General features: G+C 52.0%; 16 protein-coding genes. 10 read left to right on the top strand and 6 right to left on the bottom strand.

The window, feature by feature from the left end; genetic code table 11:
• The first annotated feature begins 224 nt into the window (after positions 1-224).
• The 3 genes from O71_RS05665 (at position 225) to O71_RS05655 (ending at position 2,554) form a co-directional block, all read left to right on the top strand.
• Positions 225-908 carry a phosphatidylserine decarboxylase family protein gene (locus O71_RS05665; protein WP_007654230.1) on the top strand — a complete coding sequence of 228 codons (684 nt, stop codon included), beginning with the start codon at positions 225-227 and terminating at the stop codon, positions 906-908.
• Between the two features lie 247 nt (positions 909-1,155).
• Positions 1,156-1,968: a metallophosphoesterase gene (locus tag O71_RS05660; protein WP_007654227.1), complete on the top strand. Its 813-nt coding sequence runs from the start codon at positions 1,156-1,158 to the stop codon at positions 1,966-1,968.
• 46 nt (positions 1,969-2,014) lie between these two features.
• A complete protein-coding gene (locus tag O71_RS05655; protein ID WP_155800579.1) occupies positions 2,015-2,554 on the top strand; it encodes a hypothetical protein in 540 nt (179 codons plus the stop codon).
• A gap of 87 nt (positions 2,555-2,641) precedes the next feature.
• Here O71_RS05655 and O71_RS05650 read toward each other — a convergent pair whose 3' ends face one another.
• Both O71_RS05650 and ribD read right to left on the bottom strand, forming a co-directional pair.
• Entirely contained in the window at positions 2,642-3,124 is a 483-nt protein-coding gene (locus O71_RS05650; protein WP_007654217.1) for a GAF domain-containing protein, read from the bottom strand.
• 76 nt (positions 3,125-3,200) lie between these two features.
• The gene (gene ribD / locus O71_RS05645) at positions 3,201-4,253 is read right to left on the bottom strand and encodes a bifunctional diaminohydroxyphosphoribosylaminopyrimidine deaminase/5-amino-6-(5-phosphoribosylamino)uracil reductase RibD (RefSeq protein WP_007654215.1); all 1,053 of its coding nucleotides are present in this window, start codon (positions 4,251-4,253) and stop codon (positions 3,201-3,203) included.
• 145 nt (positions 4,254-4,398) lie between these two features.
• Here ribD and prmC point away from each other — a divergent pair, with 145 nt between their 5' ends.
• The 5 genes from prmC (at position 4,399) to rfbA (ending at position 9,149) form a co-directional block, all read left to right on the top strand.
• Positions 4,399-5,253: a peptide chain release factor N(5)-glutamine methyltransferase gene (gene prmC / locus O71_RS05640; RefSeq protein WP_007654212.1), complete on the top strand. Its 855-nt coding sequence runs from the start codon at positions 4,399-4,401 to the stop codon at positions 5,251-5,253.
• 258 nt (positions 5,254-5,511) lie between these two features.
• On the top strand, positions 5,512-6,537 hold the full coding sequence (gene galE / locus O71_RS05635) for a UDP-glucose 4-epimerase GalE (RefSeq protein ID WP_007654210.1): 1,026 nt from the start codon (positions 5,512-5,514) through the stop codon (positions 6,535-6,537).
• Between the two features lie 9 nt (positions 6,538-6,546).
• On the top strand, positions 6,547-7,596 hold the full coding sequence (rfbB, locus tag O71_RS05630) for a dTDP-glucose 4,6-dehydratase (protein WP_007654207.1): 1,050 nt from the start codon (positions 6,547-6,549) through the stop codon (positions 7,594-7,596).
• Positions 7,597-7,620: 24 nt separating this feature from the next.
• On the top strand, positions 7,621-8,172 hold the full coding sequence (gene rfbC, locus O71_RS05625; protein ID WP_007654205.1) for a dTDP-4-dehydrorhamnose 3,5-epimerase: 552 nt from the start codon (positions 7,621-7,623) through the stop codon (positions 8,170-8,172).
• 101 nt (positions 8,173-8,273) lie between these two features.
• On the top strand, positions 8,274-9,149 hold the full coding sequence (rfbA, locus tag O71_RS05620) for a glucose-1-phosphate thymidylyltransferase RfbA (protein ID WP_007654203.1): 876 nt from the start codon (positions 8,274-8,276) through the stop codon (positions 9,147-9,149).
• A 95-nt stretch (positions 9,150-9,244) separates the two neighbouring features.
• Here rfbA and chrA read toward each other — a convergent pair whose 3' ends face one another.
• On the bottom strand, positions 9,245-10,414 hold the full coding sequence (gene chrA / locus O71_RS05615; RefSeq protein WP_007654201.1) for a chromate efflux transporter: 1,170 nt from the start codon (positions 10,412-10,414) through the stop codon (positions 9,245-9,247).
• A 65-nt stretch (positions 10,415-10,479) separates the two neighbouring features.
• Complete coding sequence (locus tag O71_RS05610; protein WP_007654196.1) at positions 10,480-11,463, bottom strand: isopenicillin N synthase family oxygenase; 984 nt, start codon at positions 11,461-11,463, stop codon at positions 10,480-10,482.
• 98 nt (positions 11,464-11,561) lie between these two features.
• Here O71_RS05610 and O71_RS05605 point away from each other — a divergent pair, with 98 nt between their 5' ends.
• Entirely contained in the window at positions 11,562-12,398 is an 837-nt protein-coding gene (locus O71_RS05605) for a hypothetical protein (RefSeq protein ID WP_007654195.1), read from the top strand.
• Positions 12,399-12,557: 159 nt separating this feature from the next.
• The gene (locus O71_RS26345) at positions 12,558-13,301 is read left to right on the top strand and encodes a PKD domain-containing protein (protein ID WP_007654194.1); all 744 of its coding nucleotides are present in this window, start codon (positions 12,558-12,560) and stop codon (positions 13,299-13,301) included.
• A gap of 61 nt (positions 13,302-13,362) precedes the next feature.
• Here the strand turns inward: O71_RS26345 and floA are convergent, their stop codons facing one another.
• Together floA and O71_RS05590 are read right to left on the bottom strand one after the other, a co-directional pair.
• Positions 13,363-14,349: a flotillin-like protein FloA gene (floA, locus tag O71_RS05595; protein ID WP_007654193.1), complete on the bottom strand. Its 987-nt coding sequence runs from the start codon at positions 14,347-14,349 to the stop codon at positions 13,363-13,365.
• Positions 14,350-14,358: 9 nt separating this feature from the next.
• A complete protein-coding gene (locus O71_RS05590; RefSeq protein WP_007654192.1) occupies positions 14,359-14,832 on the bottom strand; it encodes an NfeD family protein in 474 nt (157 codons plus the stop codon).
• Between the last annotated feature and the right edge of the window lie 115 nt (positions 14,833-14,947).

Below are 14,947 nucleotides of genomic sequence, written 5' to 3'. Positions count from 1 at the left end.
GTGTATGCTGCCTCTCAGAAGTACAACGTGCCGATGCGTATTGCGGCTTACATCGTGGCAATCGACAAAGTAGCGATGACTTATAAGTACCGCGGCGGTTTCTAAGAGAAGATTTTTATTAAAATAAACGAAAGTTATATATTTTTGAAGCAGATAATAGCCCATCTACGAAACTGGATGGCTATTATAAGTTATATAAGACCTGTAGCATTTAGTTTTCACGGATGAAAATTCATAAGGAAGGAAGAAGGATTCTATTTTTTACATTGCTGATTTTGTTGGTGCTCAACCTGTTGCTCTACAATTTCAACGCCGACAACAATACCTTCAATAAGATTTTCTCCGGTGTTTCAGTTGTTCTGTTTCTGCTTATCCTGCAGTTTTTCCGCAGTCCTTACCGCAACCTGTTATTGCACGAAGATCTGATCGTAGCGCCTGCCGACGGCAAGGTGGTGGTGATCGAGGAGGTAGAGGAGACAGAGTATTTCAAAGACAAGCGCAAGCAAATCTCGATCTTCATGTCGCCAATCAACGTGCACATCACACGTAACCCGGTGTCAGGTATCGTGAGCTACTTCAAGTATCATCCGGGCAATTACTTTGTGGCCTGGCACCCGAAGTCGAGCACGCAGAATGAGCGTACGACAGTGGTAGTGGAGTCTACTGCTGGCCCAGAAGTACTGTTCCGCCAGATTGCCGGTGCCATGGCGCGTCGTATTGTGTGGTATGTGAACGAAGGCGATGAGGTAAGCCAGGGCGAGGAGTTCGGTTTCATCAAATTTGGTTCGCGTGTGGATATTTTTCTGCCACTGGACACAGAGGTGAAAGTGGAACTTGGTCAGAAGACCAAAGGCGGTCAAACTGTGATTGCTCAGCTCAAGACCGAAACTCCAACCTTCTTCGGATGAGATACTAAAGAATAAATATACCCTGCAAGAGGTATAAAAAAGCCGGCCCTGGGATACCCTGGGCCGGCTTTTTTACTTGTTAAGCTCACTGTAAAGAGCTTCAGATCAGTTGTTTTTGTTCCTGTGTAGCAAACAGGGCTGCCTTTGTAAGCAGCATCAGGAGACTGTATGTTGATCGCTGCACATTAACATTCTCTTTCGTATAGCGTTAGCAGATTAGAGCATAACTGTGCCGCCTGAGGCAACTATGAAACATATCTGCTACCTGTTACTGACACTGAGCCTGGCTTTGCTTTCGTCCTGTGAAGAGCTGTTTGAGTACCACCCGAACCAGATCATACTAAACGACGACGAGCGCGACCTCACCGCCCACAACCTGGCGCGACTACAAAACCAGCAACCCGGTGATACGCTGCACCTGCTTGTGATGGGCGACACCCAGCGCTTTTATGACGCCGCCAGCGCCTTTGTTGACGCCGCCAACACCTTCCCCCACATCGACTTCGTCATCCATCAGGGTGATATCTCTGACTTTGGCATGTCACAGGAGTTCCGGTGGGTGCACGACATCATGAAACGATTAAAGTGGCCATACCTGACCGTGATCGGCAACCACGACATGCTGGGCAACGGCCGCAAGGTATACCAGCAGATGTACGGTGACTTTAACTATGCCTTTGACTACGGGCATACCCGCTTTGTATTCATCGATACCAATAGCCTGGAGTATAACTATAATGGGAAAGTACCCGATATCGACTGGCTGAGTAAACAATTGGTTCACCAGGAAGGCGATAGTTGGGTGCAGGCCATCGCAGTGTCGCACATACCGCCTTATGACGATGACTTTGATACGGCTCTGGAAAGAGCTTTCCATAGAACACTGAAGGAGAGTGAACGGGTGCAGTTGAGTCTGCACGGCCATATCCATGGTTTCAGGGCCGATTTCCGCTACGATGAGGAGGTGCTATACCTGGCTACCTCCACGGTAAAGAAGCGTGAATTTACATACCTGAAGGTATGGGCAGGAGGGTATAGTTTTGATAGAATTGCTTACTGATATGGAGCGGGTTTTTATCACATATCTCGTTGCTCTGCTATTTCTGTTGAGTCCATATGAGGGACATGGGCAGGAACGCTCGTTTTCACCCTATCATGCAAAGGTGCAGTATGCAGGTAGCATCGGGCTTGTGTCGGCTGGTGTTGGACGGAGCTTCTTTCGTGAAAAGCTGGAGACAGATTTACTTATGGGCTATCTGCCAGAGCGAATTGGAGGAGATCGCATCTGGACGACCGCCCTGAAGACCACTTTTGTGCCTTTTAAGCCTGTGCCCGTAAGGTCGCTGGACTGGCAGCCGTTGCGCACCGGGTTTCAATTGAGCCATACCTTCGGCAAGGAGTATTTTATCTTTGAGCACCACGACAAGTATAGCCGAGGCTACTATGGTTTCCCGACGGCAGTGCACCTATACCTATACCTGGGTGGGCAGGTGGACTTCACTCGTGTAGAGAAACTGCAACGGTTTGGGCTGTACTACGAAGTGGGCAGCAGTGCCGAGTACCTGATTTCATATATCCAGAATCCGCGATACCTGGGGCCGGGCAAGATATTTAACCTGGCGCTAGGCATGCGGGTGAAGCTGTAATAGAGTAAACTTTTTGATGGAGCACCCTAAAAAAATGGCCTTACCCCGAAGCAGGAATAAGACCATTTTTTTAAGCGAAAGTAGAGCTTAATACCAGCTTTCTACGAGCTTCATCAGTTGCTCGAGGTACTTCTGGTCAACCTCGTCAAAATCGTCTAATTTGTCACTGTCCACGTCCAGCACCAGTTTCACCTCGCCATCTTTTATCACTGGTATCACGATCTCAGATTTAGAGTCGCTGCTGCAGGCAATGTGTCCTGGGAAGGCTTCTACGTCAGGCACCAGAATTGTCTCCTGGCGGGTGAAGCAGGCGCCACATACGCCTTTGTGATAAGGAATGCGGGTACAAGCCACCGGCCCTTGAAAGGGACCCAGCACCAGCTGGCCCTCTTTGTTGAAATACACGCCTACCCAAAAGAAGCCCATGCCCTGGCGCAGGGCAGCCATCATGTTGGAAAGGTTGGCGATCAGGTCGGTTTCGCCGGTTACCAGCGCCTCAATCTGAGGCATCAGGGCTTTATATTTTTCTTCTTTCGTTAGATTCTGGTCTACTATAAGTGATTCAGCCATAATGGATAAAATATAGGTATAAGTACGCTATGGAGTAAATCTATACCTGTAAGCGGTAAAGCACCCCAGCGCGGGTTTATAAGTTAAGTTCTGATATACTATTTCGGTAATGCAACAGCCTGTCTGATCCAGCGGTCTGCATTTCGAGCAGGTGGCTGTGTATCATGCCCGGAGCTGGCGTGCCCTCACGCAGGACACAAGTCTGGCTCTTGAAACAGATCGCCTCGTCCCACAAGTTTTCCTTCAACAGACTTTTGAGCAGGTAAGTGCCGCCCTCCACGAGCAGAGACAACACTTGGCGCTGGTGTAGGTCCTGCATCAGCTGTGGCAGCAGCGGCTCGTTTTCGCGGAGCTGTACATAAGCTAGGTTCTCGTGCTGCTGTTCCCGCTGCTGGTAGGTATACACTATGGTTGGCAGGCTCTTGTCGAACAGGTGCAGGTGGCCGGGCAGCTGCAGTTTGCGGTCGATGACCACCCGCAGCGGACTGTGGCCAGGCCAAAAGCGGGTGTCGAGGCGTGGGTTGTCACCCGCTGCCGTATGGCTGCCCACCATGATCGCCTGCTCTTCGGAGCGCCACTTATGTACCAGCCTGCGCGACAACGGACCGCTGATCTGCACCTGCTGGTTGTTTGGTCCGCTGATAAACCCGTCTGCCGACTCTGACCATTTCAGCAGGATGTAAGGCCGCTTTTGGGTATGGAACGTAAAGAAGCGCTTGTTCAGCTCCAAACCTTCGTTTTCCAGCAGGCCGACTTTCACCCGTGCGCCCACATCAAACAGCTTCTTGATGCCGCGCCCTGCCACTTTAGGGTTCGGGTCAGTATTGCAGATCACAACATCGCGTATGCCACTGCTAATCAGCAGATCGACGCAAGGAGGAGTTTTGCCAAAGTGCGAGCAAGGTTCCAGCGTTACGTATACCCGGCTTTTAGGTAACAGGCTTTTGTCCTGCACACTGGCGATGGCATTCACCTCTGCATGCGGACCACCAAACTTGCGGTGCCAGCCCTCGCCGATAATGCGCCCCTCATGCACCACCACACAGCCCACCATGGGATTTGGATAGATATAGCCACTGCCCAGTCTGGCCAGTTCCAGCGCACGCCGCATGTAGAGTTCGTCAGTCAAGTTCAGGAGCTTAGGAGTTAAAGGGTTTAAGATCAAGGAAAAACCAAATCAATAATAGAAAGCGAGTTGATTTTACACTTGTGACTTATACGCGATAAAACTTTACTTTTGCAAAGTTACCTAAAATCAAACAAAACCTATACCTGTGGCCACCATACAGCAAACAGCGAGACACATACGTGAAAGCATACAACATGCCTATCCCGAACCTGAGGCCGGTGCCATTGCACAACTGGTGCTGGAGCATGTGCTGCAGAAAAACCGTATGCAGCTCAGCCTGGGGCAGCAGGACCAAGTCAATGAAGAGCAGGAAATGCAGATAAAGCAGGCTGTGGAACGGCTGCAAAAGCAGGAGCCAGTACAGTATGTGCTTGGTATAGCCCACTTCTACGGCCTTGACCTCCAGGTAGATGAACGCGTGCTGATACCCCGCCCCGAAACAGAGGAATTGGTAGATTTAGTTGCGCGTGAGCATCAGGGCCACAGTAATCTTCAAATACTTGACATCTGCACAGGCAGCGGCTGTATACCTTTGGCACTGGCTGCCAATTTGCAGGTCCGCCAGGTATATGGGCTGGAACTATCAGAAGGCGCATTGAAGGTAGCCCGAGCGAATGCCCGCCAATTGAAATTACCGGTGGCCTGGCTGCAGCAGGACGTATTCGAGCCGCTCCTTGGTATAGCATCCCATTCCTTGGATATTATCACCAGCAACCCGCCCTATGTCAAAGAGCAGGAGAAAGCTCTGATGCGCACCAATGTGCTGGAGTTCGAGCCCCATCTGGCTCTGTTTGTGCCTGATGAGGACCCGCTGAAGTATTATAGGCGCATTACCGAAATAGGGGCAGAGCTGCTCAAAACAGGCGGTCGGCTGTACTTTGAAATAAATGAACAGTATGGCGAAGAAGTACGGAATTTGCTGCTGCAGGCAGGTTTTACGCAGGCGCAGGTAATACAGGACCTTTTTGGCAAAGACAGGATCGTGAGAGGGGAGCTGTAAAGTCTTCTATGCATTAATAAAGCAGCGCTTAATCTGCCAGGGCCACGTCTCGTGTGCCTATACCAATATATACAGTTTAATATTATATTTTTGTGATACCTCCTGTTGCTTTGATGAAGTATACATAGCACCAGAAGATGCCTAGGAAGTGATTGCTGATCTGTTGGCGATCAACCAGAATATACAAGTTATTAACAGTAGCCCGTCATAAGCGGCTGCACAGCATGAAAGCTTTTTGCAAGCTTGAAAACAAATGATATGAAGAAAATATTAGTGACAGGTGGGGCGGGGTACATCGGCTCCCATACCGTGGTGGAACTGGTAGAGGCAGGTTACGAGCCCATTATCATCGACAATTTCTCAAATACCGAGGAGCGCTCCTTGCAAGGTATAGCCGATATACTGGGTCGCGAGATCACTTGCCACCGCATCGACTGTACGGATGGGGCAGCGCTACGCAGTGTCTTTGAAAAGGAAACAGGTATAGCCGGCGTGATTCACTTTGCCGCTTACAAAGCTGTGGGCGAGTCGGTGGCTGAGCCGCTCAAGTACTACCACAACAATGTGGGATCACTGGTGGCTTTGCTGCAGGTGATGGAGGAGTTTAAAGTAAATAAACTGGTTTTCTCCTCATCCTGCACTGTATACGGTATACCTGATAAGCTGCCTGTAACGGAGCAAACACCGGTGCAGAAAGCCAATTCTCCTTACGGTAACACCAAGAAAATCTGTGAAGAGATCCTGGCTGATTTAGCCACCAGTGGCAGTGACGTGCATACGATCGCACTGCGCTACTTCAACCCAATCGGGGCGCACCCTTCGGCCAAAATAGGCGAACTGCCGCTTGGAGTTCCGAACAACCTGGTGCCATTCATTACTCAAACTGCAGCAGGTATACGCAAAGAGCTTACGATTTTCGGTAACGATTACGACACCCCAGATGGCACCTGCATCCGCGACTATGTGCATGTGGTGGATTTGGCGAAGGCACACGTTGTAGCCATTGACAGACTGCTGTCTGATAAGGCGGAGCATATCGAGTTCTTCAACGTGGGCACTGGCACTGGTAACACAGTGCTGGAGGCGGTGCAGGCTTTTGAGCAGGCTACTGGCGAAAAGCTTAACTACAAGATCGGTCCGCGCCGTCCGGGCGACGTGCCTAAAATATACGCCGACGTAACCAAGGCTACTGAGGAGTTAGGTTTTAAGACAACCACCACCTTGGAAGAAGCCATGAAGAGCGCCTGGGACTGGCAAATGCATTTACAGAATACAATAGAATAACCCTACATTATGAACATACTTATCACCGGCGGAGCCGGCTTCATCGGCTCGCACGTGGTGCGGCTTTTCGTGGAGTCCTACCCTGCTTACCGCATCTTCAACCTCGACGCGCTCACCTACGCGGGCAACCTGCAGAACCTGGTAGACATCGAAGGCAAGCCCAACTACACCTTCCTCAAGGGCGACATCACGGACGCGTCCTTTCTGGAGCAGATTTTTTCTGAGCACAGATTTGAGGCGGTGATTCACTTGGCAGCCGAGTCGCATGTGGACCGATCGATCGCAGGTCCGATGGCCTTCGTCGAGACCAACGTGCTGGGCACGGTGAACCTGCTGGAGGCCTGCAGAAGAAGCTGGGCGGGGGACTACGCCGGCAAACTGTTCTACCACGTCTCCACCGACGAGGTGTACGGCTCGCTGGGCGCCGAGGGCCTCTTCACCGAAAGCACGCCCTACGACCCGCGCTCGCCCTACTCGGCCTCCAAGGCCGCCTCGGACCACTTCGTCCGGGCCTGGTTCCACACCTACGGCCTGCCGGTGAAACTGAGCAACTGCTCCAACAACTACGGCCCCCACCACTTCCCCGAGAAGCTGATCCCGCTGGCCATCCACAACATTAAGGAGAACAGGCCGGTGCCCGTGTACGGCAGGGGCGAGAACGTGCGCGACTGGCTCTACGTGAAAGACCACGCCCGGGCCATCGACGCCATCTTCCACCGCGGCCAGGTGGGGGAGACCTACAACGTGGGCGGGGTGAACGAGTGGCGCAACATTGATCTTGTAGAGCTGCTCTGCGACGTGATGGACGAGAGGCTGGGACGCGAGCAGGGTACCAGCAGAAAGCTGATCACCTTTGTCAGGGACCGCGCCGGCCACGACGCCCGCTACGCCATCGACTCCTCCAAGCTGATGGAGGAGCTGGGCTGGGAGCCCTCGGTGACCTTCGAGCAGGGTTTGAGAAAGACCGTCGACTGGTACCTGGCAAACGAGGCTTGGCTGGAGGAGGTCACGAGTGGCCACTACCAGCAGTACTACGCTGAGCAGTACGGGGAGAGATAGAAAAAGGGAAGGAAAAGAACACGGATGAAAGTAAAAGAGACATACCTGGGGGACTGCCTGCTGCTCGAGCCGGCGGTCTTCGCAGACGAGCGGGGCCACTTCTTCGAGAGCTTCAACGAGGAGCGGTTCAACGCATTAGTGGGAAAAGAGGTGCGCTTCGTGCAGGACAACCAGTCCTTCTCCACGCGCGGCGTGCTGCGGGGGCTGCACTTCCAGCGCGGGCAGCACGCCCAGGCAAAGCTGGTGCGGGTGCTCAAGGGGGAGGTGCTCGACGTGGCCGTGGACATCCGGCCCGACTCACCGACTTTCGGAGAGCACTTCTCGGTGGTGCTCAGCGCCGAAAACAAGCTGCAGCTCTTCATCCCGCGCGGCTTCGCCCACGGCTTCGTGGTGCTCAGCCAGGAGGCCGAGTTCTTCTACAAGTGCGACAACTACTACCACAAGGAGTCGGAGGGCAGCATCCACTACGCCGACCCCGAGCTCTCGATCGACTGGGGCCTGGAGGCGACTGAGCTGGTCGTCTCGGCCAAGGACCGCGAGAGCGGCAGCTTCGCCGCGTTCAGACAGGGCCTCTGAGGCTAGCTCGAGCGGCCATTGCGAAAGATTCTTTACCTTTGCCGGGGAGGCGCCTGCCGACAGGCGCGCCCGGGCATTAACCACAAACTGACCGAAGACAAATGAAAGGTATCATTCTGGCCGGGGGCTCCGGCACCCGCCTGCACCCCCTGACGCTGGCCGTGAGCAAGCAGCTCATGCCGGTGTATGACAAGCCCATGATCTACTACCCGCTCTCCACGCTGATGCTGGCCGGGATAAGGGAAATCCTGATCATCTCCACGCCGCACGACCTGCCCATGTTCGAGCGCCTGCTCGGCGACGGCTCGCAGATCGGCTGCCGCTTTGAGTACAGGGTGCAGGAGACGCCCAACGGGCTGGCCCAGGCCTTCGTGATCGGGGAGGAGTTCATCGGGGACGACAAAGTCGCTTTGGTGCTGGGGGACAACATCTTCTACGGCTCGGGCATGAGCAAACTGCTGCAGGCCAACGCCGACCCCGACGGGGGCGTGGTGTACGCCTACCACGTGCAGGACCCGGAGCGCTACGGGGTGGTCGAGTTCGACGAGCAGGGAAAGGCAGTCTCCATCGAGGAGAAGCCGAGTGAGCCCAAGTCGAGCTACGCCGTGCCGGGCCTCTACTTCTACGACAACGAGGTGGTTGAAATAGCCAGGAACCTGGAGCCCAGCGCCAGGGGCGAGTACGAGATCACGGACGTCAACCGCGAGTACCTCCGCAGGGGCAAGCTGAAGGTGGGCGTGCTCAACCGCGGCACGGCCTGGCTCGACACGGGCACGGTTGCCTCGCTGATGCAGGCGGCCACCTTCGTGCAGGTGATCGAGGAGCGGCAGGGCCTCAAGATCGGCTGCATCGAGGAGGTGGCCTGGCGCATGGGCTTCATCAACGACGAGCAGCTAAGAGCCGCCGCAGAGCCGCTCCGCAAAAGCGGTTACGGCGAGTACTTGCTCCGCATCATGAAAGAAAAGACATTTCGGTAGGTAGATACGAGGCCAAACCTAAGCCGTAAAGCTGCCTATGCTCATGCATGGGCAGCTTTTTATTTGAACAGGGCCTGAGATCGGGTATAGCGCGGCTAGAAAATAAAGCCTAAAGCAAAGCCCACCAGAATCAGGATCGGGGCAGGTATACGGGTGAAGAGGAGCAGGCAAAAGGTCGCCACTACGATGCCAAAGTTAAGGGGAGTATTATCGATGGGGCGATAGAGCATAACGGCTGCGGCTACCACCATGCCTGAACTTACGGCGCTTATACCTTCCAGCGATGCCCGTACGACCCTGTATTTTTTTAGATCGTCCCAGAAACGAATCACGAAGAAGATCAGGAAAGTGCCGGGCAGGAAGATGCCAACTGTGGCTACAAGTGAGCCTAGCAATTGACCCCACACACCGTGCTCACGCATAGCCAGATTGCCAATAAAAGAGCAGAAAGAGAAGACCGGTCCGGGAAGAGCTTGTACAATGGCAAACCCTGACAGAAACTCTTCAGCTGATAAGTATTCCTTAAAGTCAACAAACTCAGTGAACATGAGGGGGATCAGCACCTGTCCACCGCCAAACACCAGGCTCCCGTTTCGGTAGAAGTTCTCAAATAGCCTGATGGGGAGTGACGATGTAGCTCCACCCAACACAGCTGCCGTAATCAGCACGCCGACATAAAGTATAAAGTTAGCCCACTGAATGTGTAGTTTCTTGTCTTTTTCCTGCGGATGCTGGCGGAATCGAAGCGCCGTAATAGCTCCTCCAGCCAGCAGCAATAGCGGGTATACCCAGGGAGAGTGGAAGAAATAGGCCAGTATACCTGACACTACCATAATACCGATGGCCAGTTTGGTATTGACCACTTTAGTGCTGATCGCATAGGCTGCATAGGATACAAAGCCTACCGCCATGGGTTGTATGAAGCGCAGAAATTGGAGTGATATGTTGTTTTCCTGGAGGTAAGAAATACCTATGGCGGCTGCAGCCATAATGCTGGAGGCTGGCAGAAGCCATACTAGCAACGTCAGGTAGGCCAGATTGGGGCCACCAATGCGATAGCCTATAGCTGTCAGAGTTTGGGTAGAGGTAGGGCCAGGGAGGATCTGGCACAGAGCATTAAGTTCGATCAGCTCCTGCTCTGTCAGGTAGCGGCGCTTGTTCACCAGCAACCGAAACATCATAGCGACATGTGCCTGCGGACCGCCAAAGGCCGTCAGGGCGAGCAATAGTACGTCTTTCAGAAAGATGTAGTAGCGCAGACTCATGCCGTAGGTTCAAAAAAAGAGAGACAGTGCGGACACCATCTCTCTTCTTACTGGTTTCAGTTCAATTAAGCTTTCTTGAGCCCAAGCTCCACCAGGCGCTCGTTCAGGTATTCACCTGCAGTAGCATCAGGATAGGCTTTGGGGTTCTGCTCGTCTATGCAGCTCTCCAGGCAGGTCAGATCCATTTCTGAACGCGGGTGCATGAAGAACGGAATAGAGTAGCGGGAAGTATGCATCAACTCACGCGGTGGGTTTACCACACGGTGGATAGTCGACTTCAGCTTGTTGTTGGTCAGGCGGGCGAGCATGTCGCCTACGTTTACAACTACCTGCTCCGGCAGTGCTGTGATCGGGATCCACTTGCCATCGCGGCGCAATACCTGCAGACCGTCAGCGCTGGCGCCCATCAGGAGCGTGATCAGGTTGATGTCGCCGTGCTCAGCGGCGCGAACTGCGTCAGCCGGTACCTGGTCAGGGTTCTCGATCGGGAAGTAGTGGATCGGGCGCAGAATACTGTTACCGTACTTCACTTTTTCGTCGAAGTAAGTTTCTTCCAGACCCAGATGCAGAGCGATGGCGCGCAATACCTGCTTGCCAGCCGCTTCCAGCTTTCTGTAAGCTTCCAGCGTTACCTCCTCAAGTTCTGGGACTTCTGATGGCCAGATATTAGCCGGATATTCTGCCTTGATCGGGTCGCTGTCCGGAATACCGCTCAGCTCCTGGCCTACGTGATAGAATTCTTTCAGGTCGCCAGTATTAAAGCCTTTCGCTTTCTCTTTACCCTTGCCTACATAGCCACGCTGGCCGGCAAGTTCAGGGTTTTCGTATTTTTGCTTTACCTCATCGGGCAAGGCAAAAAATTTCTTAACAGCTGCGTAGAGTCTTTCCGTCAGGTCATCGCTCAGGCCGTGGTTTTTCAGGGCGATAAAGCCAATGTTCTGATAAGCGTTTCCCAACTGCTGCACAAACCGCGCTCTGCGTCCTTCATCTCCCGATGTAAAATCAGCTAAGTCCAATGAAGGAACTTCATCAAACAAAATCTCGCTCATATAGTCTTTTTTGTATACTTTTACGTTAATATTACGTAGTGCGCAATATACAAATAAAATCAGTATATTGGCTATTTGCTAATTCAAACCCTCTTTCGATGAAAAAAACCTACTTACTCTTTGCTTCGGCCCTTATGCTGGCATTTGCTTCCTGCGATACGACACGCCAGATGCAGGATGACGAAACGCGTACCCCTGTGATGGCTACTACTACAGGGCCAACACCTACCGGAGCTGTTATGAGCAAGGGTGGATTGCGTGTATTCGCTTTCGACGATTCACAGAAATACCCGGAGTCACAGCTTCGCCTGAATACTCCTCCAGCTAATGGTGTAGTGCAGCCAGGACCGGTAGAGTTTTCATATGAACTATCTAACTTCCAGTTGACCCGTATGACGCCGCACTCCAATTCGGAGTTCATGGCCAACTCGCAGGAAGGACAGCATATCCACAACATCGTGGACAACGAGCCTTATACTGCGCATTACGAGACTACCTTCACAAAAGAGATGGAGGAAGGCGAGCACGTGGTTCTTTCATTCATATCGCGTTCTTACCATGAAAGCCTGAAGCACAGAGGTGCTTACGACCTGCGCATGGTGACAGTGGGCAGACCACAGCAGCGTATGGAGTTCGATATGAAGGGCCAGCACATGTTCTACAGCCGTCCGAAGGGTGAGTACGTAGGTGCCGATACCCGCCGTATCATGCTGGACTTCTACCTGATCAATACAGACCTTTCGACAACCGGCAATAAGGTTCGTGCTACCATCAACGGCAACGAATTCGTGCTGGACAAATGGATGCCACACATCATCGAAGGCTTGCCAATGGGAGAAACCACCATCAAACTGGAGCTGATCAACAACGCCGGTGCTGTTATACCTGGTCCTTACAACTCGGTAACCCGCACGATCACGCTGAAAGAAAGCTAAGATCTTCAGGAAAAGATAAATAGAAAAAGCCCGCGATGATGGTCGCGGGCTTTTTTTTTGGTATAGTTTTGGCTATATAGATCAAAACTAATGTTTTGCTGAGCAGTGCACAATGCACTGCTCAGCAAAACAAAAACCCTTTAACCCCCTTCTGATAACATGAGAAAACAACTACTTGCTGCCGTTGCGGCACTAGCCCTCTTCGCTTCCTGCAAAAAAGACGATCCCGTAGTCATTCCCACACCTGAGTTTACTATTCCGGAAGAGTTTTATACAGTATGGGAGGGTGTTGCCTTTAAAGATGTAAGCCAGGCTGATGCTTATAAATGGGATTTTGGAAATGGCGAGACATCTACTTCGCGTATACCTGATATGTTTAGCTATAAAAAGCCGGGGAGCTATACTGTAAAGCTTACAACTTATACCAACGGCCAGGCCAAAACGGTAATAAAAGTGGTGAAAGTAGCGCAGCTATATGCCTATGAAGTGCAACTGCGCAGTTATCTTGAAAACTATGCCTTAGAGGGCGGTGACATATCTGCTCCTTCGGAAGGCAACCCTGATGTATACCTGCAGGTGTCCACTTATGAAAACAATGCAGAACAGGTTATATATAGAAGCGATACTAAGTACAACATTTCCAGAGATCAATTGCCCATGACCTTTGTAGTAGATCGGATACCCATTGGCGGTGAATTTTGGTCTTATAATTACCCATACTTTAATTTCTATGATCAAAATGAGAACAAGGCTGACAGGCTCATTGCACATAATTATGTAGGTGGGGGCAGCTCCAGGTTTCACCTTGACAAAGAAACTAAAGAAGGGTACTATACACACCAGCGTGGTACAGACGATTGGGGCTCGCATTTAGTGGTAAAGTTTAAAGCTGAACTCCCTTAAGAAAGTAAAAGGGCTACCCAGTTTATGGATAGCCCTTTTGCTTTTTAGAGTCAGGTATAATTTACTCCTTAGGCTTATTCTGCCCACCCTGGTTTGGGTTGGCAATGGAATTGCGCATGTCAGTATCGCTTTGGATGTTCTGCATCTTGTAGTAGTCCATGATGCCCAGATTGCCACTGCGGAAGGCCGCTGAGATAGCCTGCGGAATCTCTACTTCAGCTGCAATTACAGAAGCGCGGGCTTCCTGTGCCTTGGCCTTCATTTCCTGCTCTACGGCAACAGCCATGGCGCGACGCTCTTCTGCTTTGGCCTCAGCCACTTTCAGGTCGGCTCCCGCCTGGTCTATCTGCAGCTTTGCACCGATGTTCTCACCCACGTCGATGTCGGCAATATCAATCGAAAGAATTTCATAAGCGGTACCGGCATCCAGGCCTTTTTGGAGTACCAGTTTCGAGATGATATCCGGGTTTTCGAGTACGCTTTTGTGAGAGCTGGAGGAGCCAATAGACGTTACAATACCCTCGCCCACACGGGCCAGGATAGTTTCTTCACCGGCACCGCCCACTAATTGCATGATGTTGGCACGCACGGTTACACGGGCTTTGGCGATCAGTTGAATACCGTCCTGCGCTACAGCAGCCACATTTGGTGTATTAATCACTTTCGGATTTACGGAAGTCGTTACGGCCTCAAATACGTCACGACCTGCCAGGTCAATGGCAGTAGCCTGCTTGAAGGAAAGTGGGATATTGGCTTTGTCAGCTGAGATGAGGGCTTTGATTACATTCGGCACGTTGCCGCCTGCCAGGTAGTGGGTTTCAAGCTCGGTAGTAGTTACGTCTATACCTGCTTTGGTGGCGTTGATCATGGAGTTGACAATAAGGCTTGGCGGCACCTTACGGATACGCATGAACACCAGCTCCAGCAGACCTACCTTAACGCCCGAGAAAAGGGCCGTGATCCAGAGGCTGATCGGTACGAAGTAAAGAAAGATGAGCAGCAGGATGATGCCGCCCGCAATCAGGAATAAGACTGAAAAATTTTCCATTGAGTTGTTTTAGGTAATTGCTTCTACTGTGATTTTATTCGCTACTATTTTGATGATACGCACGGGGGTATTGGGCGGCAGGAAAGCACCTGTTGTCTGCACTTCGTGGCGGCGCTCCTTGAAAATGGCCGTGCCCTGCGGACGCAGTGCCGAAACGGTTTTGCCTTCTTCTCCGACTTCGAGCAGGTGAGGACTTTCTTCGTTTACACGGCTCTTGATGCTGTCTTTGAGCGCAAACCGAGACCAGGCATCCGACCTGAAACTATAGAAAAGCGCCAGCCCGCCAGCCAGGACTGACCCTGCCAGCACAAGGTGCCCGGTTTCCGTACCCAGGGCGGCATAGCTGATCCAGATGCCCACGGCTACGAGTATAAAGCCCAGAATGCCGACGATGGTGACACCCGGTACAAAGATGAGCTCCACCACAATCAGAACAAGACCGATGCCGATCAGCAGCACTACTGTAAGCCAGTCTAAGAGCATAGTTTCGGAGTAGGTTTAGGTAAATATAGCGATTTTGCGATTCAATTACCCTGATCGCTTCATTTAATTTATACTGTGTGTAAAACAAAAAAGCCATCTCCCGCAGGAAATGGCT

The organism is Pontibacter sp. BAB1700 (assembly GCF_000277005.1).
Taxonomy (GTDB): domain Bacteria; phylum Bacteroidota; class Bacteroidia; order Cytophagales; family Hymenobacteraceae; genus Pontibacter; species Pontibacter lucknowensis.
Note: the sequence above shows the minus strand (reverse complement) of the source record. Positions and strands in the feature narration are given on the sequence as shown.